We start from the raw sequence: 26,167 nt of genomic DNA on the forward strand, positions 1-26,167 counted from the left end.
AAGGGGCTGCGCTGCTGCTCTTCCGCCCGGATGCGGCGGACTTTCTGCCGCGGGACGGCTCGTCCTCCGGCGATGCGGCCGCTGCCGAGGCCGCGGCTTCGCTGGAGCCGGGCATGGAGCCGAACCGCTTGCCCGTGCATGTCATGCACAGCGTCTTCGAAGGCAAGGGCTGGAGAGTGCTGGCCCGCACGGCCGACGGACAGCCGCTGACGTTCCTGCATCATCGGCCGCTGGCGGCCGGAGACGAGGGCATGCTGACGATATCCCCGAACGATCTCTACCTTTATCCACAGCAGGAGGCAAACTGACCATCATGTCCCGAATACTGGCACTATCCGACATCCATGGCTTCACCGCCGAAGCTCGCTTGCTGCTGGAAGCGGCCGCATACGAGCCGGGCAGGGACAGGCTCTTTCTGCTTGGCGATTATATCGATTACGAGCCGCATACATGGAGCTCCCTGAACGACGTCATGGAGCTGGCCTCCGGCGGCGCCGTCGCGCTTGCCGGCAACATGGAGCGGCATCTGCAGCGGCATCTGGAGCGGGAGCTGGCGAGCCGCGGGAGCCTGGATTCCGCAAGCTCCGCGCAGCTGCAATTTCTCCAGAGCCTTCCGCTCCATGCGGCCGAAGGCGGCTGGCTGTTCGTGCATGCCGGCATCCGTCCCGGCCTGCCTCTGGAGCGGCAGACGGAGCCGGATCTGATCGGCATCCGGGAGGAGTTCTGGGGCGCCGCCGATGCGCCGCCGATGCAGCCCTTCGGGACTGGGGAGACAGGCGGCGCAGGGCTGCCGCCGGCTCATGTCGTGTTCGGCCACACGCCGACGCACAAGATCGGAGCGCCGCCGGGAGAGCTGTGGCATGGCCCCGGCAAGCTCGGCATCGACACCGGGGCCAAGCACGGGCTGCGGTTGACGCTCGTCGATCTGACGAGACGGAAGGACTATTCTTGTCCGACTCGTCCCCAAGAAAGGCAGGCCGGCATCCGGATCAGCGCTTGGGGATGACCGGACGGCACGAATGGCAGGAGAACGGCCGGGAGGCTCTCTTTTTCAACCAGGATGAGGAAGGCGGGACAAGGGAATGAACCTTCTGAAGTTCCAGATCGTCGAGCTGCTCGACAAGCACCGCAAAGTAACCGCCGTTGCCGAAGTGCTTGGCCTCAAGCAGCCGACGGTCACCTACCATATGAAGTCGCTGGAGCAGGAATACGGCGTGAAGCTGTTCGAGCCGCGGATGGACAAGGTGATTCTGACGGAGGCGGGGCGCGCCTTGCTGCATTATGCGGGAAAAATCAACAGCCTCGCCGCGGAGGCGAGGCGGACAGCCCAGGAATACGGGACTCCGGGGAGGGGGACCCTCCGCATCGGGGCCAGCTATGTTCCGGCGACCTACATGCTGCCGCGCCTGCTCAAGGAGTTCGCCCGCCGTCATCCCAAGGTGACGGTCACGCTGGCCGTCAAGCCATCCTCCGTCATCAAGGAGATGCTGCTGAGCCACGAGATCGATCTCGGCGTCCTGTCGGCGGAGCCGTTCCGCCTGCCGATGCTTGACGTGCATGAGCTCTGCGACGACGAGCTCGTGCTGGCGCATGCTCCGAGCCATTACTTGGCCGCCAGCCCTGAGCTGAACCCGGGTCTGCTGGCGACCGCCGACTTCGTCCTGCACGGACGGCATTCCAGTACGCGCGAGCTGACGGACCGCTGGCTGGAGCAGCATGGAATCCGCCTGGAGCAGCATCTGGAGCTGGATTCGCTGGAAGCAATCAAGCAGGCGGTCATTCAGGGCGGTCATGTATCGTTCGTATCGGGACTGGCGGTCCAAGGAGAGGTGGCGAGAGGCTTGCTGCTGGCAAGGCCGATTCCGGAGTTCCGCTACCGGCGCACGATCAGCTGCGCCAGCAACCGCGACCGCCATCCGTCCGGCCAGCTGCAAAGCATGATGGAGCTGCTGTCGGGCCGTATTCAATAAACCTTGAGCGGCATTCAACTTTTAATTCCCTATTTAACGCACTCTCCGAATCTCCTTGATGTTGCCGGGACAAGCCGGAGCTACAGTTAAGAAGCCGGAAGGCAAAATCAGGCAGGGGAGCGGATGAGATGAAAAGCGTATGGAAAAAAGCGGCTGCGGCGGTATTGGCCGGGGGCTTGATCGCGACAATCGGCATGCAATCGGGCGAACGGGCCCAAGCGGCAAGCTCCGTCATGGTTCCGGGTTACGAAGTGAAGCTGCTGCTCAGTCCGGCAGCCGCGCTCGGCAGCGACGGCAAGCCGTCCCCGGCGCTGGCAAGCGCCTTCGGGCTCGGTTCCGCGCAGAGCATCGGCGTGGAGTATTTCGACACCGGGTCCCTCGATTTGAATTCGAAGGGATGGGATGTGCGCTTCCGCAAGAAAGCCGACAAATCGAACTTCGAGATCAGCTACAAGAAGCGTTATCCCATCGTGAACGGCAATATCAATGCGGCGCTGGAGCAGGCCAGGCTGGAGGGCTTCACTTCCTCGGACGACAATTACGAGGCCGAGATCGACTGGAACTACAGCAAGCAGACGCTGAGCATTTCCACGGAGAAAAAGAAAAGCGCCTCGGGCTACAGCGGCACGGCTCTGCCGGCAGAAAGCAAAGCGCTCGGCATGGCGGTGGATGAAATCCCCGGCAAGCTGGAAAATTGGAGCGCCTCCGGCTGGGGCAAAGGGAAGCTGTCGGCTGCAAGAGCGCATGGACCGGTGGCTGTAAGCAAGTATACGGGCGCCTTCGACGGACTGGAGACGGATCTGGAAATCTGGCCGATCCGAAGCGCCTCCGGAACGGGAACGGAGACGATCGTGGAAGTTTCCTTCAAGACGGACGACGCTGGCGAGGCCGCGGCGGAGCGGGACAAGCTGATTGCCTTCGTGCAGGGCAAGGGCTGGCTCGTGCCTCAGGATTCGCTCAAGACCCAGTTGATTCTGGAACGTTATTAGACGCGGATTTCAAGGCCTTCCTGCGGGAAGGCCTTTTTGCGCTTCCCGTGTCCGGGGTATGATGGGAGAAAGGAGAGATGACGATGGAACAGGAAGCGAAGTACACCCAGCAGCATCTGGCCAACGAACGGACCTTTCTCGCCTGGGTGAGGACGAGCATCGCCATGATCGGCCTCGGCTTCATAGCCGCAGGACTCGTGCTGCAGACGGAGGTGCTCGGCCGTTCGGGCCGTCTCATCGCTTCCGCCGGGGGCATCGGCTCGGTCATCATGGGAGCCGTCGTCCTGCTGCTGGCGGCCAGGGATTATTTCCAGAAGCGCAGAGGGATCAACGAGGAGCGGTTCCGCTCTCCGATTCTGCTCGTCTGGATCGTCTCCGTCACGCTCGGGCTGATCAGCCTGCTGCTGATCGTCCTCGTCTTCCTGATGGTTCTGTGAGGCTCTGCCAGAGCGGGCGGCGCGGGGCGCCAAGCGAGGGTTGACGGGTCCGGCATGCCGTGATAAAAGGAAAGGAAAGACGGTTATTGGCCGCCTAACTAACCAAACGAAAGAGGTTTTCGACGATGCCGATGCTCGACATGCCGCTCGAGGAGCTGCGCCGGTACGAGGGGCGCAACCCGCGTCCGGCCGATTTTGACGCCTATTGGGAGCGAGCGCTGGAAGAGATGAAAGCGGTTGATCCTCAAGTGGAGCTCGTGCCGGCAGCCTTTCAGGTGCCGCATGCGGAATGCTTCGACCTGTATTTCACCGGGGTGAAGGGAGCCCGCATCCATGCCAAATACGTGCGGCCCAAAAACATCCCGCAGCCGCATCCGGCGCTGCTGCATTTCCACGGCTATTCCGGCCAATCCGGAGACTGGGCGGATAAGCTCGGCTACGCGGCGCTCGGATTCTCCTTCTTCTCCCTGGACGTCCGCGGCCAAGGGGGCTCCTCGGAGGACGTCGGCGGAGTGAAGGGCAACACCTTGCAGGGCCATATCATCCGCGGCCTCGACGGCGAGCCGGATGATCTGCTGTTCCGGCACATCTTCCTCGACACGGCCCAGCTGGCCGGCATCGCCATGGGCATGCCGGAGGTCGATCCGGAGCGCGTCGGCGCGACCGGCTGGTCGCAGGGCGGCGCCTTGACGATCGCCTGCGCCGCGCTGGAGCCGCGCATCAAGCGCGCCGCTCCGGTCTATCCGTTCCTGAGCGATTATCAGAGGGTATGGGAAATGGATCAGGCCAAGGACGCGTACGAGGAGCTGCGGGGCTACTTCCGCCGCTTCGATCCCCGGCATCAGCGCCAGGAGGAAATCTTCACGCGCCTCGGCTACATCGATATCCAGCATCTCGCTTCGCGCATTACCGCCGAGGTGCTGCTCGGCGTCGGCCTGATGGATTCCATCTGCCCGCCGTCGACCCAGTTCGCCGCCTACAACAAGATCGCCTCGCCCAAGTCCGTGGAGATCTATCCGGATTACGGGCATGAAGGACTGCCCGGCCTGCATGACGACATCGTGCAGTTCATGCTGAAGCTGTAGGACCTAGCCATAACGTACATGCTTTTTGCCTGCCGCCCAAGCGGGAGAAAGCAGAAAGAGATCCGCTCCGACATGGGGTGCTTTCTTTCCGCTCCATGCAGGAAGAGCCTCGACCGCAGCCCCGCAAGCAGCCGCATCCGGATTCATGCCGGATGCGGCCTTTCTTTTGGAAAATTCATCTATTTCAGAAACAATTTCAACTTTCCTGTAAACATGGCTATTAAATGACTTGGAAAATCAAAAGTTAGGAGATCAAACCAGAGCTGTATAACGGTCCGTTCCCTCCTCTCCATCATCCCTCCGGGAAGATGATTCTAGTGTTTAAGTAGGGAAATCGGTCGTATAAACAAAATGAAACATTTTATATACAATTTAATTTTGTTGTTTACAAGAAGAATGAAGCGGGATTATAATCAAGCTGTAATTTGTAAGCGTGTTCATATCCAGCCGCGGGTTATTCTTCCGGGACGCCGGAGAGCGGCTTGGAGAGTCTTGCCTGATGGCAGGGAAAGACCATCACATCTAAATGGGGGAAACAAGCATGAAAAGGACGACAATGCTTCTCTCGGTATCTCTGGCGATGGCCGTGCTGACGGCGGCCTGCTCCGGCGGGAACGGAAACGGCGATTCCGCGGCCGGCAACGGCGGAGCGGCCAACACCGCAGCTTTGAATTCGGGCGGCGGAGCGAAGGAAGCCTCCAAGGAGCCGTATAAAATCAAGATGGCGCTCATGGCCGGTCCTAAAACCCCGGATTCCTGGGCGGAGAAGGCTCTGGAGGAAGAGCTCGCGAAAAGCATGGGGCGTCCGGTCGATGTACAGCCGATCTTCCTGCCCGACTGGTCCGAGCTGAACACCAAGATCAATCTGCTCATGAGCGCCAAGGACACGCGTCCCGGCATCCTGTGGACGGGCGACACGAAGGAATATGCGAAATGGGTCGATGCGGGCATCGCACAGGACGTGACTCCTTCCCTGCAGAAATACGGCAAGCAAATTCTGGATTACTACCGCAAGGACACGCTGTTCTACCACTGGGACAAGAGCGGCAAGATCTTCCGCATTCCCGGCGACGTGCCGGAGGCGAGCTACATGACGACGATTCTGCGCAAGGACTGGCTCGACAAGCTCGGGCTGCAGGTGCCGGCGACGCTGGACGAATACGTCGAGGTGATCCGGGCATTCGCGAACGGAGATCCGGACGGCAACGGCAAGAAGGACACCTACGGCATTTCCGGCGACAACTATTACCGTTCCCTGGCCCCGTTCTTCTACGCGAACGGTCTCGATGTCGAGAACTTCGTCAAGCAGCCGGACGGCTCCATCAAGTTCGGGGCGCTGGATCCGAAGGTCAAGGATGTGCTTGGGCTGCTGAACAAGCTGTACAAGGAAGGCGTCATGGATCCGCGCATGACGACGAGCGCCAACAACGACGACAACAAGGTCAACGACATCTACGCCTCCGGCAAGGTCGGCTCGTTCTACCGCTGGGTCGATTATTTCAACCCGGGCAACTCCGTCAACATGAGCTTCAAGAAGCTCAATCCGACGGGCGAATACATCTCCGTCCCTCCGATGAAAGGGCCGGACGGCTTCAGCTCCGACCTGCCGGATCCCGGCATCGGCTGGTGCTACCTGGTCGTGACGGACGCGACGGACGTCGACAGCGCCGTCCAGGTGCTGAACACGATGGCGACGCCGGAAGTGTTCAAGAAGATCACCTTCGGCAACGAAGGCGAGCATTACAAGATGGAGAGCGGCATCTTCACGCCGACGATCCAGCCGGAGGAAGGAAGCAGGCTGGGACTCGGCAACTTCGGCTGGTATGTCCAGCGCAAGGACGCGGCGAACATCAAGAACACGCCGGAGGTGACCAAGATGTTCGAGGACAAGATCGCGACCTCCCAGCCGATGCGCGACAAGATCGTCGTCTTCAAGGCGATCGAGCGTCCGGAGTGGGACCGCTACTCCGCCGACATCAAGAAGGTGCGCGACGAGCTGTTCTGGGGCATCATTACCGGCAAGACGCCGCTGGACGCCTTCGACAAGTGGCCGGCCCAGTACGAGAAGCTCGGCGGCAAGAAGGTCGACGAAGAGGCGGCAGGAATGTTCGACAAGGAGCAGGCCGAGCGCGTCGAGTACGACAAATGGTATGAAGAGAACATCACGCCTTATAAATAACCCGCACGGGAGGTGGAACGGCTCATGGCTGTTACGAAACCGGCCGTCTTGGCCGGCGAGCGGAAGCGGGCGGCACGCGGCACGCTGCTGAAGGATATCGCGCGGGACCGGTATCTGTACCTGCTGCTGCTGCCGGGCCTGCTGCTGGTGCTGGTGTTCAAGTACATGCCGATGTACGGCGTCGTCATCGCGTTTCAGGAGTACAACATCTACAAAGGCATCTCCGGCAGCGAATGGGTCGGCTTCGACCAGTTCACCCGCCTGTTCCACTCCCCGGACTTCGGGGAGATTCTGGGCAACACGATCATCATCAGCCTCTACAAGCTGGCTGCGTCCTTCACGCTGCCGATCATTCTTGCGCTGCTGCTGAACGAGCTGCGCAGCAAGCTGTTCAAGCGCTTCGCCCAGTCGGTCGTTTATTTGCCCCACTTCATCTCGTGGGTCATTTTCTCCGGCATTCTCATTACGTTCCTCAATCCGGTGGACGGCCTGCTCAACATGATCATCCAGCGCTTCGGCGGCATGCCGGTCGACTTCCTCGGCGACGTCCGGTATTTCCGCTCGGTGCTCGTCATCAGCGACGTCTACAAGGAGGTCGGCTGGGGCACGATCATCTACCTGGCCGCAATTGCCGGCGTCAACGCAGATCTGTACGAGGCGGCCCGCATCGACGGCGCCAGCAAGCTCAAGCAGACATGGCATGTCACGCTGCCGGCGATCCGTCCTGTCATCCTCATCCTGCTCATTCTGAGCCTCGCCAACATTCTGGAGGCCGGCTTCCAGCAGATTTTCCTCCTGTACAGCCCGCTCGTCTACGACGTCGCGGACATTATCGATACGTACGTGTACCGGGTCGGCATCCAGGAAGCGAACTACAGCTACGCGACGGCGGCGGGACTGTTCAAGTCGGCGGTCGCGATGGCATTGATTCTGAGCGTGAACGCGATCGTCAAAAAAAGCGGCCAGGAAGGCCTATGGTAAGGAGGAATCGGCCATGACGCCGATATCGGGAGGCGAGCGCGCCTTCAATGCCGCCAACATCGCCTTTTTCATTCTGCTGATGGCGCTGATGATCTATCCGTTCTGGTACATGGTCATGGCTTCGGTCAGCGATCCGGATCTGACGGCGAGCGGCGGCCTGTTTCTGCTGCCTGCCGGCTTCTCGTCGACCGCGTATCAGGCGGTCTTCCAGAACGTCTCGATCCTGTCGGGCTTCAAGGTGACGATCATCACGACGGCCGCCGGCACGCTTATCGGCACATTCTTCTCCGCAGGAATGGCTTACGCCGTCTCCAAGAAGCGGCTGCGCGGCGGCAAGTTCTTCTCCCTGCTCATCCTGTTCACGATGCTGTTCAGCGGCGGACTGGTGCCCTCTTACCTGCTCGTCAAAATGCTCGGCCTGATCGATTCGTACGGGGCGTTCATCCTGCCCGGCGCGATCGGCGCCTGGAACATTTTCGTCATGATCAGCTTCTTCCGGGGCATTCCCGACGAGCTGGAGGAGGCGGCCAAGATCGACGGGGCGAACGACCTGACGGTGTTCTTCCGGATCGTCCTGCCGCTCTCCAAGCCGGTGCTGGCGACGGTCGGCCTGTTCATCGCAGTCGGGTACTGGAACGACTTCTTCTCCTCCGTGCTGTATGCGACGGAGAAGGACATGTGGCAGCTGCAGATGGTGCTCAAGGATCTCATCAGCAACACGTCGCAGGCGATCTCCCAGGCCGGAATTTCGGTCGCCGTCCAGCAGCAGGTCAATCCGTTCACGGTGAAAATGGCTTCCATCCTCGTATCCAGCGCTCCGATTCTGGCTGTTTATCCTTTCCTGCAAAAGCATTTCGTGAAAGGGGCCTTGATCGGCTCCGTCAAAGGCTGACGAGAACGGAACCGCCCCTGGAGCTTTTGGCCGGGGGCTGATTTTCGTTCGGAGGAGATGCAGCCGCGCACAGATCCGATTAAGCGAAGGAGGCGAAGCGCATGCCGCTGGCCCAAGTCGAATTTTTCTCGGAAACGCTGAGCTTATCCAGCTCATTCACCGCTGTCTTTCCGCAGCAGGCAACGTCGATCGGGACGAGGGGCGGGCTGGAGCAGGGCCCTCCGTATCCGGTGCTCTATCTGCTGCACGGAGCGACGGACAACCATACGAACTGGCAGCGGTTCACCTCGATCGAGCGCTATGCGCAGGAGAAGGGCATTGCCGTCATCATGCCTTCGGTTCATTTGAGCTTCTACTCCGACCAGAAAATGGGGCTGCCTTACTTCACTTTTCTGTCCGAGGAGCTGCCGGCGGTGGCGGGCAGCCTCTTCCGCCTGTCGGACCGGAGGGAGGATTGGTTCGCTGCCGGCTTGTCGATGGGCGGATATGGCGCCTTCAAGCTCGGCATCCGTTGTCCGGAGCGGTTCGCTGCCGTGGCGAGCCTGTCCGGCAGCCTCAGCCAGCGGACACGGCTGACGGGAGAGTCGCCGATCGGCAACGCCGCTGTGCTGCGGATGGCGATGCTGACCTTCGGCTCGGCGGAGGAGTATGACGGCAGTCCGGACGACTTGGCTCATGTGCTGGAGCAGCATCTGGCTGCGGGGACTCGATTGCCGAGGTTTTACCAAGGCTGCGGGACAAACGACTTCAATATCGGGCTGAACCGCGATTTCCGCCGCCAGTTCGAGGGCCGCATCGACTTGACCTGCGTGGAGACGGCGGATGCCGGCCATGAATGGAGCTACTGGGACGCCGCGATCCGGGATGTGCTGGATTGGCTGCCGCTGCGGCGAGGCGCCCGTTAAGGCGGACGGAACGGACCCGTGGACAGAAGGAAAAGAGACGAGAGCTGGAGATAGCCGAAAAAGTCGTCTAAATTGGGCTGAAAACGTCGGAAAGCACAGGAGATAACCGATTGGAGAGCGGCATCCTGATGCGCAGAGTAATATTATGGATGGCGCCGCCCGCCCGACGCAGGTAAGATGAAGGGACAAGGAGGAATGTGGAAATGAAACATGCCTTTGTAACGGGAGCCGACAGAGGGCTTGGCTTCGATTTGACGCTGGAGCTGCTTGAAAGGGGTTACACGGTGTTCGCCGGCAGGTATATGCCGGATTGGGAGGCGCTGGACGGCGTTCCCGAAGGAAGGAGGGACCGTCTTCATGTCCTGGAATTGGACGTCTCGGATCCCGCCAGCGTAGAGAAGGCCGCAGCGGCCGTGTCCGGGAAGACGGACAGCCTCGACTTGATCGTCAACAATGCCGGCATCAGCGGCGACAAGGAAGGATCCATTTTCGGCGACATCAGCTACGAGCATCTCAACAGGATGTACGCTGTCAACGCGGTCGGTCCGCTGCGGATCGTCCAGGCGCTGAGCGGTCTGCTGCTGAAGGGAGCGGACAAGCTTGTGGTGAACATCTCCTCGGAGGCCGGCCAGATCAATCAAGCCTGGCGCGAAGGCTGGTACGGCTACTGCATGTCCAAGGCCGCTCTCAACATCCAGTCCAACATCGTCCATAACGAGCTCAAGGGACATGGCGGCAAGGTGCTTGTGCTTCACCCGGGATGGATGAAGAGTTATATGGGCGGAGTCCTCGGCACGGAAGGCGATCTCACGACGGCGGAAGCGGCGGAGCAGATCGCAGGCACGATCCAGCGCTACCTGGAAGATCGGGAAGAGCGCAAGCACCCCGATTTCCGGGATTACGCCGGGCGCGAGATGAGCTGGACTTGATGGAACCGGGCATGTTCGGAAAAAAGCAAGGGAGGCGACCACATGACCAGAACGGCAAAGGCGCTGCTTCTCGGCGACCAGGCCCACGCGGCCTATCATCCGCTGGAGCCGGCTGAGCAGGAGCTGCGCGGAATGTTGACGGATATGCAAGTGGAGGCGACGGAGGATTACGGCTGCCTGTCGACGGAGGGGCTGGCAGGCTATGATCTGCTGATCTCCTATTCCGATCTCTGGCGGGTGAAGAAGTCCCGCGGGCAAGTGGCGGCGCTGCTGAGTTACGTCAGCGGGGGCGGGGGACTGCTTGTCGTCCATAACGGCATTTCGCTGCAGGCGGACCCCGAGCTGGCCCAGCTGATCGGCGGCCATTTCACCGGCCACCCCGATTACGGTCCGCTGGCGTTTTCGGTGAAGCAGGATGCGGAGGCTCATCCCGTCATGGAGGGAATCCGGGCATTTGCGATGGACGAGGAGCCTTACCGCTTCACGATGGATCCGATAGGTCCGGCCCAAATTCTATTGGAATACAGCCATGAGGGCGGCAGCTGGCCAGCCGCGTGGGCGCATGAATTCGGCCTTGGCAAGGTCGTCTATTTGATGCCCGGACATCATCGGCAGTCGTTCCGGCATCCGGAATACCGCAGGCTGATCGTCCAGGCGGCGGCATGGGCTTCGAATGCATGATCAACAGGCATGAATGGACGCGCGGATCCTTGGATGACTGAGGGAAGTTCTCAATACGCACTATCCACAGTCCGCGATCAAAATGAATAAGAAGCCGGAGCGCCCAGGGGCGTTCCGGCTTCTTTCGTTTCGCTAGGCCCCGGGCAAGGCGCCGCCGTTGACGGAGGAACGCCGGAGCCGGATGAAAAGCTCCGCAGCCGCTGCAAGAAAGGCGATGGAAGCATACACGCCGGCGATGTAGCTGGCCTCGTAGGGAAGGCCTGCTCCGCGATAAAGAACGAAGGCGAAAAAATGGATGCAGGAATTGGTGAAGCAGAAAACATAGCTGCGCAGCATCCACTCCCGATGCGCCATATACCTGCCTTGACGGGCGTGGCGGATGGAGATGACGGCCAGCGCGGGCCAAGCGATGTTGAGCAGGTTGAACGGAATGCTCACCCATTTCCCGCCGGTCGCGTAAGGCGCAAGATAGCCGGAAGTCAGAGATACGGCTAAAATCGAAATCAAGTAGGCATATCCGTTGGCTCGATGCAGCTTGAAGCTGCGCCGGCGCAGCCCGGAAGAGAAGTTGAGAGCTCCAGAGGCTGCCGCCAGACAGGCGAAGGCGACATGCACGCGCATGGCTCCCAGCCACGAGGGTACAGGCACGACTTGATTCAGGCCGGTTTTGACGCCAAGGAAGAAGCCGGCGCGGGGATCGAAGACGTAGTTTTTGAGCAGGGAATATCCGATGACGCAAGCGGCGATGGCGGCTAGCAGGACGGGTCCCCAACTGATTTTCACCTTTGTTCTGGACAAGGAAGCATCTCCCGTAATGGCTTGCTGTAAGCCGGATTCCTTCATATTACCATGAATAATCGGCATTCAGAATGAAAGACTACAGATTGACAGATCCGAATAACGGGCATATAGTTGTCATAACAACTACTTTTGCGAAGCGGAGGCTTAATATGTCGGACCCGGTATTCAACGATAAGGAAGAAGCAGGACAATTGGATCAGTCCGTCGGCTTTCTGATGGGGGTCGCTTATCGCAGAATCAGCCTGCTCCTGCAGCAGCGGCTGAAGCCTTGGGAGATTACGAGCGAGCAGTGGTCGATGCTGTTCCGCGTATGCGAGCGGGAAGGGCTGATCCAGAAGGAGCTGGCCGATTGGTCCGCCAAGGATAAGCCGACGACGACGCGGATTCTGGACAATCTCGAAGCCAAGGGCCTTATCGAGAGACGTCCGGACGACAGGGATCGCCGTTCCTTGAGGATCCATGCGAGCGATGCAGGCCGCCGTCTCATCGGCGAGACGGCTGCCGTAGAGGCTGAAGCGGTTGCCGGGATTACGGCAGGGATGCGAGCCGAGGAGCAGGAGATGCTGCGCCGCTTGATCCGTCAGCTTATCCGCAACGCGAATTCACAACTGGAGGTAACCTCATGACGAAAGATGCCGGCAACGCGGGCCGATTATGGACCCGCTCTTTTATTGTTCTTACGCTTGGAGCTTTCCTGCTGTTCCTCAGCCTTCAAATGCTGCTTTCGCCTTTGCCGTCCTATGTGAAAGACCGGTTCGATCCAGGCTCCTTCATCATCAGCCTGGTGACGAGCCTGTTCGCCCTGGCGGCGATCGCCTCCCGCTTCGGTACGGCATGGCTGCTGCGGCACGTAGGCCGGAACGCGATTCTATTCTTCGGCCTCGGTCTGGCCGCAGCATCGACCGCTCTCTACGGCGAAGCTGCCAGCATCGGAATGCTGCTGCTGCTGCGTGTATTGTTCGGAATCGGATTCGGCATGGCGAGCACGGTGCTGCCGACGATCGTGACGCAGATCATTCCCCCGTCCCGGCTTGGCGAGGGCGTCGGTTATTTCGGCCTGTCCACCAGCATCGCCATGTCGCTCGGCCCGATGATCGGGCTGTCCGTCATGGGCTCTTTCGGATTTGGAGCGCTTTCGTTGACCGGGGGCGCTGCCGCGCTGCTTATCATTCCGCTGCTGCTGGCTCTCCGGGCGATTCCGCCCTTGCCGTCCAAGGCCAAGGCTGCGCTCTCCGCAGCTCCAGATCCTATGGCCGCCAAGCGGCGCTCCGGAAGCATCTGGATGCCGGCCGCGCTCAATGCGCTCATGGCCGTCACGTACGGATCCGTGCTCAGCTACATCGTTCTCTTCGGCGAGGAGCGCCATCTGGCGAACGTTGGCTTGTTCTTCCTTTTCAATGCGGTGACCGTGCTGCTTGTGCGGCCGATCTCGGGGCGGATGTTCGACCGGCACGGGCCGGCCGTCGTTCTGATTCCCGGCGCCGTCGTCCTTATGGCCAGCTTGACTCTCCTGTCCTACTCGCAGCATATGGGGCTGCTGATCGTATCGGCTTTGCTGTACGGACTCGGCTTCGGTTCCATTCAGCCATCGGCGCAAGCATGGATGCTGCGCTCGACTCCCCGCGAGCGGCATGCCTCGGCGAACAGCCTGTTTTATAATTCCACCGATTTCGGCGTCGCATGCGGATCGATGGTGCTTGGAGCGGCTGCATCTTCACTCGGCTATGCGGCGATGTATCGTTGTTCGGCTGGAGTCATGGGCCTTTTCCTCATTGTCTATCTGATCTATTGGACGGCCTCGAAAAAGGGCGCCGCATTGGCGTCAGCAAAATAGCCATCGTTTAAATGAACATGAATTTGAACCGGCCGGCTCTCTGGAGCCGGCTTTTTTTAGGCATTCATGCGGTTTTTGGAGACAAAATGCTTGTCATTCAGCAATGAAGGTGCTGGAGCGGCCCGAACGATGGATTTATTTTTCCGCAGCTGCGCAGACGCGATGAAGCATCCTGCGTTCTATTTTCGTCAAAATCAGAAAATTTAGAATCCTTTCCTTGACATACGCTCCCATTTGTTAATCTAGGTTCGACAAATTTCTTTACACAATATAAATATTTTCGTTCTAAAGAACTTATTTACAAAGAAACATAGGTCTTTTATAGTGGATTTATCGGTGAAAAAACGTCCATTCCATATTTTACAAATGTTCAATGTTCGGAAATAAGGAGGAGCGTGGGGACGAATTTTCTTTCATGTACATAGTGGGATCTCTGGCTTGAATAACGAAATGGAGGAAAGTTGAATGCGAATATCAAGAGAGCTTCGTAGATGGATTGCGAAATCGCTTGCTGTCCTGATGGTCATTTCCCTGGCCGTCCCGACGGGATGGATCGGGCGGGCCGCCGCGGCGGACGCCGTTACGCTGGCTTATTGGGCGGGAACAGGAAGCGGGGCTGGCAGCAGCGCCGTAATCCCCGTTACAAGCGGCCTGCCTCAGAATACTAGCGCTCTTCAATTATCCGGCGCGACAATTACGGGCTTTAGCGGAGGTCCGACAGGCATCAGCGGAGTGGTTTCGGCTAATGCGTGGAGCGGCCCCGGAGCATATTGGGAGGCTGCCCTGCAAACGACAGGCTACTCCAACATTTCGGTATCCTCTCTTCAGCGCGGCTCAGGTACCGGCCCACGCGACTTCAAGCTCCAGTACAGCTTGGACAAAACCGCATGGAACGACGTGGCGCAAGGAGATGTAGTTGTCGCGAACAACTGGACCCAGGGCGTTCTGAATGGAGTACCCCTGCCTTCAAGCGCGGACAATCAGAGCCAGTTGTATCTTCGCTGGACACTGGCGACGAATGCTTCCGTTGGAGGGGCAACGATAGGGGCGGCGGGAACAAGCCAGATCGCGGCCGTCAGCGTCACCGGCACGCCGATCGGCTCCGGCGGAAATCCAGGCGTTCCGGTCACGGCGGCGCCTTCCGCCTCTGGAATCAGCCTGACGGATGCAGGCATTCTGACCGGCGCTCCCGGTTCGGTACCTGTAACTTCGTATGTGTATGTATACTACAATGAGGCGGCATCGACTCCTCAGATCAAGCTGCAGGCTGCCGGGGACGGCTCCTTCGGCACGGCGGTCGATACGGCGGACGGCAAGAGCAAAGTATGGGTGACCGCCCAGGAAAGCGGCAAGCAGGAAAGCGCCAAGACGGCGGTATCGGTCGCCAAGTCGGCGACGCCTGATGCCGCCAAGCTCATCTTCGCCAATCCGACGACGCTCACGGGAGCCGCAGGCTCGGTGGCGGGCGGCTCCGCCGTAACAGCGGCGTTCGAGGACGGCACGCAGGCGGGTACGGCAACGGCAGGCCAGGACGGCTCCTTCGCCATGACTCTGTCCAATCCATCCTCCAAGACGAAGGTGCTCGTCGCGGCCAAGGAGCAGGGCAAGCTGAAGAGCGACGCTGCCACAGCCGTGATTCAAGGCTCCGGAGGCGCTCTCGGCTACAAGCCGGGCGACGTCGTCATCAGCCAGGCTTACCTGAACGGCGGCAACAGCGGCGCCTTCTACAAGACGAAATTTTTCGAGCTGTACAATACGACCGACAAGGACATCAACTTCAACAACCAATGGGCTTTGATGTACGGAGGGTCCTCCTCGACGGCATTCGGCACGATTACGAAGCTGACGGGAATCATCAAAGCGCACGGCTACTATCTCGTAGCCGGCAATACAGGAACGGCCGGAGCGGCATTGCCGGTCGATGCCGATCAGACGTCGTCGCTCAATCCGAGCGGCTCCACGGGCGGCATTCTTGCCCTGGCTCAGAAGACGACAGCCGTCTCGGGCGATACGGACAACGATCTGGTCGATCTGCTCGCTTACGGCAACGGCACCACGACGAGCTTCAACATCAAGACCCCGAACTGGGGATCGCCGTTCTTTACTTCCAACGTAGGAAGCGGCACGGTCCTCCGCAAGACGGACGCGGGCTCCGACCCTCGATCCGCGATCGGCCTCGGCAACGGATACTGGACCCGGAACAATGCCAACGATTTTGTCATGAACGTTCCGAACAGCACGGCAGCTCCGGAAGAGATTTCCGTCCGCAACTCGAAATGGATGGCTGCGCCGGATGCCTCCAAGCTGACCCTTTCCGCCTCGTCGGTCCAAGGAACGGCCGGCTCGGTGCCGGCAGCGGCGGCTGTCAGCGTCTATGCGCTGAACGGCAGCGACCTGGCTGCAGCGGGACAAGCTACAAGCGCGGCTGACGGTTCGTTTACGGTGAGCTTGCCGAGCCCGGCTTCCACGGTATACGTGGCATTTGCCGGCGCGGGGAGCTCAAGCGCCTACACACGCCTGGATTCGGCGGATCAAAGCGCTGCCGTTCTCCCGATCGGCACAGCGCGCACGGTCGATGCCAAGGGGCTCCCGCTTCATATCGGCTACCGCACGACGATCCAAGGAACGGTGACGACGGCCAACAAGGCGCTGGGATCGGAAAATACAAGCTTCTACATTCAGGATGCCACCGGCGGCATCAATGTCATCGGCAAGGATACGCCGGCATTCCCGATCGTGCCGGGACAAAAGGTGAAGCTCAGCGGTTATCTGGTCTTCGCGGCGGGCACTTCCGCATTCGTGCCCGTGTCGATGACGGATCAAGGAAGCGGCACGCTTCCAGGCGCCGAGCTGGTCCGTTCGTCGGACCTCGGTTCCTTCGCAGCAGCTGAGCCGCTCGAGGGCAAGCTCGTCCGCATCAAAGCCAAAGTATCGAACATCCCGGCAACGGGTCCGGACTACAACGTCACGGTCGTCGACGGCGAAGGCAATGCGTCGATCGTCCGCATCCTGGCCCAATCCGGCATCGACATGACCGGTACGACGGTGGAGCTGGGCGAAACCTACTCCTTCACCGGCATCGTGGGCCAGAGCAAGGCAGGCTCTCCTTATACGAGCGGCTACTACCTCATGCCCCGCAGCGCGGCAGACGTCCGCGGAGATCTGCAGCTTCAGCACACGCCTTTGCTGAAGGCTTACACCGGAGTCGACGTCACGTTCAAGGCTTCCGCCAAATACGCAGAGTCGGTGACGGTATTCTATCGCGCGGCGGAGGGCCAGGCCTTCACGCCGGTCCAACTGAACTCGGCTGACGGACTCAACTACAACGGCCGGATCGCCAAGGAAAACGTTCCTCCGAACAGCTTCCAATACTATATGGAAGCGGCTGGAGGAGGAGATACGACTTCCGCAGGAAGCGCAGAAAAGCCTTACACGGTCGAAGTCGGTACGGATACGGACGGTCCTGCGTTCTTCAATCCGGTTCCGGGCGAAAACGAGGAAGTCGAGACGATGCATCCGATCGTGTCCGTTGAGCTGGAGGATCCGAACGGCGTGGACTTGTCCTCCCTGACGATCGCCATCGACGGCAAAGACCTTACGGCCAAGGCAGCCCTCACCGAGGGATCGATCAAGCTCGCGCTGACTCCCGACGACGATCTCGCTCAAGGCGTCCATGAAGTGCGAGTAACCGCCAAGGACAAGCTGGGCAATCCTTCGGATGCCAGCTGGTCGTTCCGGGTTGCGGAGCGCTTTACGGGCGGCAACCACTACTACGGAACGACGCACAACCATACCAATATTTCGCATGACGCGGCGGGAACGCCGGAAGACGCACTCAAAGCCGCCGAGAAGTACGGCTATGATTTCTTCGCCTTCTCCGACCATTCCCATGATATCGACGCCTCGCAGGTAGGCAAGGATACGGTCGACCACAACGGCATGCCGGAGCGCACCGGCGGCTCGGACTGGCAGCTGACCAAGGATTTGGCTACCCAGTACACCAAGGACGGCCAGTTCGTCGTATTCCCTGCGTTCGAGATGACCGCTACCACCTGGGGCCACTCCAACGTTTTCGGGACGACAAACTTCATCGACCGTGTCGTCAGCGGCGGCAAATATCAGAGCCTGCAAAACTATTATGCCTGGATCGTGAGCTATGACGACATCGTCGCTCAGTTCAACCATCCTGCGATGGGCTCCAACGCCTTCAACAACTTCATTCCTTACGACAAAAAAGTAGACAAGCTGTTCACGATGCTCGAAGTGGGCAACGGATCCGGCAACTACTCGTATGCGAACGCGGAGAACAAGTTCTTCAGCGCGCTCGATATCGGATGGCATGTCGCGCCGACGTACGGCGAGGACAACCATGACGCGACCTGGGGCCAGACCAAGCAGCGGACGGTCATCGTCTCCAAGGACTTGAGCCAGGAATCGCTGCTCGATGCGATGAAGAAGATGCGCGTCTACTTCACGGAGGACCCGAGCGCCAAGCTGGATGTATCCGCAAGCGGCTGGTATATGGGCTCCACGACCGACACGAAGACGCTCAACTTCGACATCAAGGTTAGCGATCCGCTGCTCGAGAAAAAAGAGGATCCGAAATTCAGCTACCTGAAATCGCAGTCCAACGACAATATCGCCAAAATCGAGCTGGTCACGAACGGCGGCCGGGTTCTTGAAACCTATACGCCGACTTCCGACACGACCGACTACAATTGGAAGCCGAAAACGATCAATGTCGTCGGCGGCCAGCAATGGTTCGTCGTTCGCGTGACGCAGAAGGACGGGGACCGCATCTATTCCTCCCCGATCTGGACACCGGTTGAGCCTGTAGCCGTCAAGGTCAACAGCGTCTCGACGACCGACGGCGCCATCATCGGAGGCTACGCGGCGAACCTGCAGGCGGGAATCAGCAACCTGGGCACGGTCGACGTGAAGAACATCACGGCGAAGTTCTACTATGACCAGGCGGATGCCGCCCATCTGATCGGCGAGGCCGGCATCGACTCGCTTGCGGCCAATGCTTCAACGACGGCCAGCGTCGTCTGGAGCAATCCGGTCGCCGGAGAGCACAAGATCATCGTCGTCCTCTCATCGACGGATAGGGATCTGGGAGAGAACAAGTACGAGCAGATTTTCTCCATCAAGGCCCCGCTCGGCAAGACGATTCTAATCGACGCGTCCAAGAACAACGAGAACACGACGAAGGACGCCGGCACGTACAAGGACAACATGAAGCTGTTCTCCGTGAAGATGAGGCAGCAGGGCTATACGGTAGCGGAAAATGCAGCCGCGATCACCGATGCGGTGCTCAAGGATGCGGCCGTTCTGTATATTTCCCACCCGGCATCCGCTTACAGCAGCTCGGAGATTGCCGCCATCAACCGCTATGTAAGCGGCGGGGGATCGGTCTGGCTGTCGGAGAAGAGCAACTACGGCGGCTCGAACCAGAATCTCAACGATGTCCTGGCGGGAATCAGCTCCGCCGTCAGGGTGAACAACGACGGCGTCTTCGACGAGACGCCGGAGGGCAACTTCTGGAGCAATCCGCTCACGTCCAACTTCTCCGTGCGCGCTCATCCTGCGCCGGTAAGCAATTACCTGACGGATTTCATCTCGACGCTGGATTACTATAGCGGCTCGAGCTTGGCCAAGGCCGGCAAAGAGGCTCTGACGGACGGAAACGGCGTCACGGTCCTCGTCCGCGGCAACGAGACGACCTTCCAGGATACAAGCAGCATCAAGAGCGACACGGTCATCTACAACCAAAGGACGTCGAACGGCAAAAACGGCCCGGCATTGGCGGATGTGACCGGGGGCTCCAGCATCCCGCTCATCGCCTCCGAACAGCTCGGCAAAGGCCGGGTCGTCGTATCGGGCATGAACGTATTCAACGATAAGCAGATGGATGAGACGTACAATGCGAAAGGCAATGCGCCGCTCTCCGTCTCCGTCATGAATTGGCTTGCCGGTCTCGAGACGAAGGCGATTCCGATCGGCGCGGCAAGGACGCTGCCGGAGGAGACGCCGATTATGGTCGAGGGCACCGTTACGACTGCAGCGGGAGTATTCTTCGATGCCTTCTATGTCCAGGACGCTACCGGCGGCATTATGGCCTTCAACGACGTTCCGGCGGGATCGCTGTCCGTCGGAGACAAGGTCCGGGTATACGGGCATGTCAAAATTTTCGAGAACAACACCGAGCTTGAGTTCGGCACATTCGCGCAGAGCGTCGTCAAGGTTTCAACCGGCGTGCCGCTTGAGCCCAAGGCTGTCGGAACGGCGGAGTCCGTGTCGGACAGCTACCAGGGCCAGCTTGTGAAGGTGACCGGCAAGGTGCTGTCCAAGCCGGATGCGAATTCCTTCATCATCGACGACGGCAGCGGTCCGGTGCTCGTCTTCGTAGACGGATACATCGCGACCCAAAGCGGTCCGGTTCCGGATCTCGCTCCGGGCGATATCCTTGAAGCTGCGGGCTTGTCCGGCCGATATGCCGAGGGCGACCGGATCCGGGTGCGCGATACCAAGGAATTGAAGAAGGCAGAATCGGTACCGCTAGTCGAAATTCATTTCGCAAATCCGGGCTTGAAGATCAGGGCGGGAGAAACAGGCAAGCTCGCCGTGAACTTCGTTCCTGTCCAAGCGACCAACAAAGAGCTGCAATGGTCATCGGCGGATGAAACGATCGCAACGGTGACTTACGGAGTCGTCACTGGACTCAAAGCGGGCAAGGTTGCAATCAGCGCGCTCTCGGTCGACTCAGGATTGTCCGCCGTGACAGAGGTCGAAATCGTTCAGCCGGTCACAAGCATAACGCTGGAGCCGAGCGTCCTTGAGCTGACGGAAGGGGAGACAGCCACCCTTCATGCCATCATTGCTCCTGCCGATGCATCGAATCAGGGAGTATCATGGACATCAAGCAACAATCTGGTTGCAGAAGTGAACGACGGCGTCGTTCAAGCCCGCAAAGCCGGTGAAGCGACAGTTACGGCTACGACTTACGATGGCGGGTTTAAGGCCACGGCTATGATCAAGGTCAATGCGGCCACGACGGAGCCGCCGACGACGGAGCCGCCGACGACGGAGCCGCCAACAACGGAGCCGCCGACAACGGAGCCGCCGACGACGGAGCCGCCGACGACGGAGCCGCCAACGACAGAGCCGCCGACGACAGAGCCGCCGACGACGGAGCCGCCAACGACAGAGCCGCCGACGACGGAGCCGCCAACGACGGAGCCGCCAACGACGGAGCCGCCGACGACGGAGCCGCCGGCAACGCAGACGCCGACACCGACGGCAAAACCAACGCCGGCGCCGGAAGAGACGCCAACACCGTCAGCGACGCCGACGCCAAAACCAACAGCGACGCCGACAACGGCACCAACAGCGACGCCTGCGCCTACCGCCAGCCCTAGCGGAATCATCGTTGTCAAGCCGGAACAGCTGGCATCCGGCACGGCTGCCGTACAGGTCGCTTCGGACACAACCGAAATCAGGCTTCCGGCGGATTCATCCTCCAAGCTGAAGGCAGAGGGCCTTACGATTGAAGGAGCCGGACATGCATTCGAGCTCGTGATTCCGGCCGAGCTGCTCAAGCAGCTGGAGAGCAAGATCAAGGCATCGGACAGCCAGACGGCCTACCTTTCCTTGAAAATGAACAAGCTGAGCGGCTCGGAAGCGGCAGCCCTTGCGGCAAAAGCCGGGGTTAACTCCGCTGCCGACGTCAAGGCACTCAGCGATATGTATGAATTCACGCTCTCGGCTTGGACAGCGAACGGCGAAGCGGCCGTATTGTCGAGCTTCAACGTGCCGGTCACGCTGCGCTTCAAGCTTCCCGCCACCGATGGAAGCAAGCTGTACGGCATCTACTATGTAGCGGACGACGGCAGGCTGGAGTACATCGGCGGCAAGACGGAGAACGGGGAAATCACCGCTCAAATCAAGCATTTCAGCAAATATGCGGTGCTTGAAGTGAAGAAGTCGTTCGCCGACGTGGCGCCGTCCTATTGGGCGCATGACCTGATTGCCGAGCTTGCGGCCAAGGGAATCGTCAAAGGAACGAGCAGCTCGGCCTTCGAGCCGAAACGTTCCATCACGCGTGCGGAGTTCGCTTCGCTGCTCGTGAACGCCCTTAAGCTCGAAGCAACGAAGGAGACGGCGTTCAAGGATGTTTCGTCCTCCGCCTGGTATGCCGATGCGGTTGGAAAAGCCTATGCCGCAGGCATCATTTCGGGACGCAGCGCGGCTGTCTTCGATCCGAACGGCCTGATTACCCGGGAGGAGATGGTCTCGATGCTGATCAAAGCGTATGAGATCCTTCATGGAGCGGCTGCGGCTCCGTCCCCGCAAGCTGGCGCGGAATTCACCGACCTGGCTAAGGTGGCTCCATGGGCGGTCATCCCGGTGAAGCAGGCCGCATCGCTCGGCCTGATCCAGGGAAGATCCTCGGGACAATTCGTGCCGAAGGGAATCTCGACGCGTGCGGAAGCCGCGCAGCTTCTTTACAACCTGATGCTGAAGTAGCAGCTGCCTTTGATCTGCGATGCTCTTCCCTGAAGAGCATCGCATTTCTTTCATTCACACCATGACTCCGGGAGTTGAATCCACATTGAAAAGAGCCATTAGGCGCCGCCGCCTTCCATTTGTCCTTATCGCCTTGCTGCTGGTCAGCCTGGCATCGGTCGGCGGCGTATCCGCCCATGCGTACAGCGCCAGCTACACGACCCTGGAGCTGAGCAAGTCGGAGACTGCTCTCACCTACGCCATCGACGAGCTGTCCGTCATGGAATTGGCGGGAGGGGACGAGGACAAGAACGGCATGCTGGACGAGGCCGAATTCGAGAGCGTCAAGTCTCGGCTCGGGGAAGTGCTTGAGAGCAAAATCACATTGAAAATAGCCGGAGAAGCTCAAAAGCCGGCAGCTCCCGCCGTCTTAACCCTGGACAGGAAGGGAAGCGGAACCCAAGCGGTCTACCGCGCCTCCTACCCGGCTCCGGTCTCGGGACAGCCGGCTTCGCTCGACGATCAGCTGTATCTGAACGACACCAAGTCCAACTACGTGAACCTGGTTACGATCAAGTACGGCAAGCAGACGAGCACCTCCGCGCTGTCTGGGGGCGACCGCCTGTGGACGCTCCTTCTGACGGAAGCGGATTATGCCTCTCTTCCCGACCATCCGCCCGCAGACGACGGATCGGTTCCGCAGACGGACAGCGGCCAAGCCGGTACGGAGCCCCAAGGAACAGCGGACAAGGCCTCTGACGGCGGAGCCTCGCCTTTCTCCGGCTGGAAATCCTTCTTCAGCCTTGGGGTCCATCATATCCTTGGCGGCTACGACCATCTGCTGTTCCTGTTCTCGCTGCTCATCGCCAGGCAGTCGTTCAAGCAGTACGCGGCTACGATCACCGCTTTCACCGTGGCCCACAGCCTGACGCTGACGCTGACGGTGCTCGGCTGGATCGACGTGCCCGTGTGGATCGTGGAACCGCTGATCGCTCTCAGCATCTGCTACGTAGCGGTCGAAAATATAATCCGCAAAAAAGTCAGCCGCAGATGGGTCTTGACGTTCTTCTTCGGGCTTGTGCACGGGATGGGCTTTGCCGATATTCTCAAGGAAATGAATATTCCGTCCAACCAGCTCGCGGTCAACCTCATCAGCTTCAATCTCGGCATCGAGGCCGTGCAGCTGGCGATCGTCGCCGTTCTGCTGCCGCTCCTGCTGCTGCTTCGCCGCTCCAGGCATGACCGCAAGGTCATGCTGGCGGGTTCTGCCGCTGCTTTGCTGTTCGGAGGCATCTGGCTTGCCGAGCGCGTATTGTCCCTATAAGCCCCTAAGGAGGAAACGCCATGCAGCCTTCTGCCGCAGCCAATGAAGCTGCCAAGCCCAAGTCCAATGCATCGCTACTGGCGCTGTTTCTGCTCGGGGCTGTAACGCTGCTTTACCTTTTTGCCGGAGAGGAGGGCGGCAGCGGGACGGACGGCAAGCTCCAGCTGTTCAAGACGATGTTCCTCAGCCTTCTCATCGAGGCGCTTCCCTTCATCCTGATCGGCGTCGTCGTCTCTGCCCTGCTGCAGGTGTTCGTTCCCGACCGGATCATCCGGAGGGCGATCCCGAAAAACCCGCTGCTCGCCGTGCTTGCGGCAAGCCTGCTCGGCATCATCGTGCCGATCTGCGAATGCGGGATGGTGCCCGCTATCCGCAGGCTGATCCGCAAAGGCATGCCGCTTCATGCCGCGACCGCATTCATATTGGCCGGGCCGATTCTCAATCCGATCGTCCTCTGGTCGACGCTCGCCGCCTTCCGAAGCCATCCGGAAATCGCCTGGATCCGCATGGGCCTCGCTTTCACGGTTGCCATCGCGGCAGGGCTTGCGGTCCATCGCTTCGTCATCGGGCAGGCTCTTCGCGGCGAGGACGCACCGTCGTCCTCCGTGACGGGAACAGCGGCAGGCGTCAAGCCTCCGGACAAAAACCGCGGGCGCGCTTCCCGGCAGCCCGCGGCAAGCTTGTCCCAAGCCGCGAGCCCGCCGCCGTCGAGCTTGCCGAAGGCGGCCAGACTTCATTCCGCAATTCAACCAAAGGCGGCCGGCCTCCATGCCGCAAGTCAACCCGAAGCTGCCGCTCCGCCGTCGCCCTTCCGGGTGCTGGCGCCGGTTCAGAGCCGCAACAGAGGCTTTGAAGCGGCAGGACATGCCGTCAGCGAGTTTTTCGATATGGGCAGATACGTGGTGTTCGGTTCGTTTCTCGTCGCTCTGCTCATGACGTTCGTGGCACAATCCGACCTGGCCTCGCTGGGCGGAGGGAGCGCGGCCGGCAGCATATCCATGATGGCGCTCGGGTTCCTGCTTTCTCTTTGCTCCACGTCGGATGCCTTTATCGCCCAGTCGTTCTCGGCCTCCTTCACCGGCGGATCGCTGATCGCGTTCATGGTGTTCGGCCCGATGATGAACCTTAAGGTCATGCTTATGATGCTTGCCGTCTTCAGAACCCGCTTCGTGCTCGGACTGTGCGCGTTCGCCGCCGTTCTTGTCTTCGCTGCCGCAATCGTTCTGGATATGACGCTGCTACACTAAGGAGGAACGCTGCCATGAGGTTTAAATGGGATGGAATGAAGGCTGACCAGTGGATAAAGGGCCTGATCCTGCTCGGATTCGGCGCGTTCCTGCTGCGGCTGGACTGGACGGGCGAGATGCTGTTATACGTATCCCCGTCCCTGAGAATCTACGCAAGGCTGTCGGCTTACGGGCTTGCGGCGGGAGGGCTGCTGCAGCTGTACCTGTGCGCGGCTCCGGGAAGGTCGCGGCATCTTGCCTGCGCTTGCGGATTGCATTCTGATCCGCATGAACACAGTCATGAACACAGCCATCACAGCCACAGCCATGGCCACAGCCATGACCATGCAGGGCACAGCCATGGCGCGCCTGCGGGAAGCGTGCGGCAGGCGATGCTGTACAGCCTGTTCCTGCTGCCGCTGCTGCTCGGCTTTGCGCTTCCGAATACATCCCTTGCCGGATCGCTGGCCGATTCCAAAGGCATCAATCTGGCCCATGCTCCGGCATCGGGCGGCAGAGCCGTTCAGGGGCCTGGGCAAATCGAGGCTGGGACGGACGGCTTCCATACCGATCTCTACAACAAGGATTACGCCAAGCTGGCGGAATGGCTGTACGCCAAGCCGGAAATCGCGATGGGCGACACCTGGTTCATCGAGTCGCTCAATGCGCTCAATATGTTCCCGGACCGCTTCGAGGGGAAAACAATCACCATGACCGGCTTCGTATACCGTCAGGAGGGATTGACGGATTCCCAGTTCATCGTCGGGAGGATGGCGATGATCCACTGCGCGGCGGATATGATGCCTTACGGCATTATCGCCGTCAACGACTCCGCGTCCCAATTCAAGGACAACAGCTGGGTCAGCGTGACCGGCACGGTAGCCCGCACGGAATACCAGGACCAGCAGGTCATCCAGATCGTCGTGACGGAAGCGAAGGAGGCGAAGCCCTCCGCGGTTCCCTATGTGTACCCGGACGCGGGCTTTGCCGCCAAGCTATAGAGGAATTGAACAGGAGGTGGCATCATGCTGCTGGAGTGGGGAAGCTTGGCTCTTATCGTATTTGTGTCCTTGTACGGAATTTTGGCTTCTTCGGCCGAAGGGGCGCAGTTCCGCCGGCTTGCCGTTTCCGGACTCGCTTTGACGGCAGGGGCGGCTATGGGAGCGGCAGCCGTGCAGGCTGCCGGCTACGGCCTGGCCGTGCCGCTAGCCGCCGCAGTCCTTTTTGCGGCCGCAGGCGCGGCCCTGATGAAGCGCCGCGCTGGAGGAGCCGAAGCGCTGGCCTGGGCCGGCGCTTCCGTCGCAGGCTCGTGCATCGGCATCGCTGCAGGCATGACCGCTTATTCGACGGGCAAGGCGATGTATGTCATCGATGTGGCCTTCATCGTGCTGATGTTCGGCCTGTTGCGGCTCGGCGAGAGCCGCAAGCC

The 26,167-nt window shown here is 60.1% G+C and carries 19 protein-coding genes and 1 pseudogene; 19 read left to right on the plus strand and 1 reads right to left on the minus strand.

Going from position 1 to position 26,167, the window contains the following annotated elements; translation table 11 throughout:
* The 12 genes and pseudogenes from PHU01S_RS25985 to PHU01S_RS23355 all read left to right on the plus strand — a co-directional run.
* Positions 1-308: pseudogene (locus PHU01S_RS25985) on the plus strand (hypothetical protein); the annotation flags it as partial.
* Positions 309-313: 5 nt separating this feature from the next.
* Positions 314-1,006 carry a metallophosphoesterase gene (locus tag PHU01S_RS23305; protein WP_127510186.1) on the plus strand — a complete coding sequence of 231 codons (693 nt, stop codon included), beginning with the start codon at positions 314-316 and terminating at the stop codon, positions 1,004-1,006.
* 76 nt (positions 1,007-1,082) lie between these two features.
* Positions 1,083-1,970 (plus strand): LysR substrate-binding domain-containing protein, encoded by an 888-nt coding sequence (locus PHU01S_RS23310; protein ID WP_048749612.1) that lies wholly within the window; start codon positions 1,083-1,085, stop codon positions 1,968-1,970.
* A 128-nt stretch (positions 1,971-2,098) separates the two neighbouring features.
* Positions 2,099-2,959: a hypothetical protein gene (locus PHU01S_RS23315; RefSeq protein ID WP_021882170.1), complete on the plus strand. Its 861-nt coding sequence runs from the start codon at positions 2,099-2,101 to the stop codon at positions 2,957-2,959.
* Between the two features lie 77 nt (positions 2,960-3,036).
* Positions 3,037-3,396: a YidH family protein gene (locus PHU01S_RS23320; protein WP_021882171.1), complete on the plus strand. Its 360-nt coding sequence runs from the start codon at positions 3,037-3,039 to the stop codon at positions 3,394-3,396.
* A 125-nt stretch (positions 3,397-3,521) separates the two neighbouring features.
* The gene (locus PHU01S_RS23325) at positions 3,522-4,481 is read left to right on the plus strand and encodes an alpha/beta fold hydrolase (protein WP_049869102.1); all 960 of its coding nucleotides are present in this window, start codon (positions 3,522-3,524) and stop codon (positions 4,479-4,481) included.
* A 541-nt stretch (positions 4,482-5,022) separates the two neighbouring features.
* Positions 5,023-6,660 carry a type 2 periplasmic-binding domain-containing protein gene (locus PHU01S_RS23330; protein WP_127510188.1) on the plus strand — a complete coding sequence of 546 codons (1,638 nt, stop codon included), beginning with the start codon at positions 5,023-5,025 and terminating at the stop codon, positions 6,658-6,660.
* Between the two features lie 24 nt (positions 6,661-6,684).
* Entirely contained in the window at positions 6,685-7,641 is a 957-nt protein-coding gene (locus tag PHU01S_RS23335) for an ABC transporter permease (protein WP_084781621.1), read from the plus strand.
* A 13-nt stretch (positions 7,642-7,654) separates the two neighbouring features.
* The gene (locus PHU01S_RS23340) at positions 7,655-8,533 is read left to right on the plus strand and encodes a carbohydrate ABC transporter permease (RefSeq protein ID WP_127510190.1); all 879 of its coding nucleotides are present in this window, start codon (positions 7,655-7,657) and stop codon (positions 8,531-8,533) included.
* A 101-nt stretch (positions 8,534-8,634) separates the two neighbouring features.
* Positions 8,635-9,438: an alpha/beta hydrolase gene (locus PHU01S_RS23345; RefSeq protein WP_127510192.1), complete on the plus strand. Its 804-nt coding sequence runs from the start codon at positions 8,635-8,637 to the stop codon at positions 9,436-9,438.
* Positions 9,439-9,641: 203 nt separating this feature from the next.
* On the plus strand, positions 9,642-10,367 hold the full coding sequence (locus PHU01S_RS23350; RefSeq protein WP_049869106.1) for an SDR family oxidoreductase: 726 nt from the start codon (positions 9,642-9,644) through the stop codon (positions 10,365-10,367).
* A gap of 42 nt (positions 10,368-10,409) precedes the next feature.
* On the plus strand, positions 10,410-11,048 hold the full coding sequence (locus tag PHU01S_RS23355; protein WP_021880593.1) for a ThuA domain-containing protein: 639 nt from the start codon (positions 10,410-10,412) through the stop codon (positions 11,046-11,048).
* A gap of 132 nt (positions 11,049-11,180) precedes the next feature.
* On the opposite strand, the gene PHU01S_RS23360 is transcribed toward PHU01S_RS23355, so the two are convergent.
* Complete coding sequence (locus PHU01S_RS23360; protein WP_246029324.1) at positions 11,181-11,846, minus strand: DUF2306 domain-containing protein; 666 nt, start codon at positions 11,844-11,846, stop codon at positions 11,181-11,183.
* A gap of 152 nt (positions 11,847-11,998) precedes the next feature.
* Between PHU01S_RS23360 and PHU01S_RS23365 the strand changes: the two genes are divergently transcribed.
* From PHU01S_RS23365 to PHU01S_RS23395, 7 genes are all read left to right on the plus strand, one after another.
* A complete protein-coding gene (locus tag PHU01S_RS23365; protein WP_048749129.1) occupies positions 11,999-12,475 on the plus strand; it encodes a MarR family winged helix-turn-helix transcriptional regulator in 477 nt (158 codons plus the stop codon).
* Entirely contained in the window at positions 12,472-13,683 is a 1,212-nt protein-coding gene (locus PHU01S_RS23370) for an MFS transporter (protein ID WP_127510194.1), read from the plus strand. The genes PHU01S_RS23365 and PHU01S_RS23370 overlap by 4 nt, the downstream gene beginning before the upstream one ends.
* A 465-nt stretch (positions 13,684-14,148) precedes the next feature.
* Positions 14,149-22,209 carry an S-layer homology domain-containing protein gene (locus PHU01S_RS23375; RefSeq protein ID WP_127510196.1) on the plus strand — a complete coding sequence of 2,687 codons (8,061 nt, stop codon included), beginning with the start codon at positions 14,149-14,151 and terminating at the stop codon, positions 22,207-22,209.
* An 85-nt stretch (positions 22,210-22,294) separates the two neighbouring features.
* The gene (locus PHU01S_RS23380) at positions 22,295-23,512 is read left to right on the plus strand and encodes a HupE/UreJ family protein (RefSeq protein ID WP_048749640.1); all 1,218 of its coding nucleotides are present in this window, start codon (positions 22,295-22,297) and stop codon (positions 23,510-23,512) included.
* A 20-nt stretch (positions 23,513-23,532) separates the two neighbouring features.
* A complete protein-coding gene (locus PHU01S_RS23385) occupies positions 23,533-24,759 on the plus strand; it encodes a permease (protein ID WP_021881822.1) in 1,227 nt (408 codons plus the stop codon).
* A 14-nt stretch (positions 24,760-24,773) separates the two neighbouring features.
* Positions 24,774-25,739: a TIGR03943 family putative permease subunit gene (locus tag PHU01S_RS23390; RefSeq protein WP_048749639.1), complete on the plus strand. Its 966-nt coding sequence runs from the start codon at positions 24,774-24,776 to the stop codon at positions 25,737-25,739.
* A gap of 24 nt (positions 25,740-25,763) precedes the next feature.
* A partial coding sequence (locus PHU01S_RS23395) for a hypothetical protein (protein WP_218032490.1) occupies positions 25,764-26,167 on the plus strand: 404 nt, incomplete at its 3' end.

Source organism: Paenibacillus humicus NBRC 102415, assembly GCF_004000905.1.
GTDB classification, from domain to species: Bacteria; Bacillota; Bacilli; order Paenibacillales; family Paenibacillaceae; genus Paenibacillus_O; species Paenibacillus_O humicus.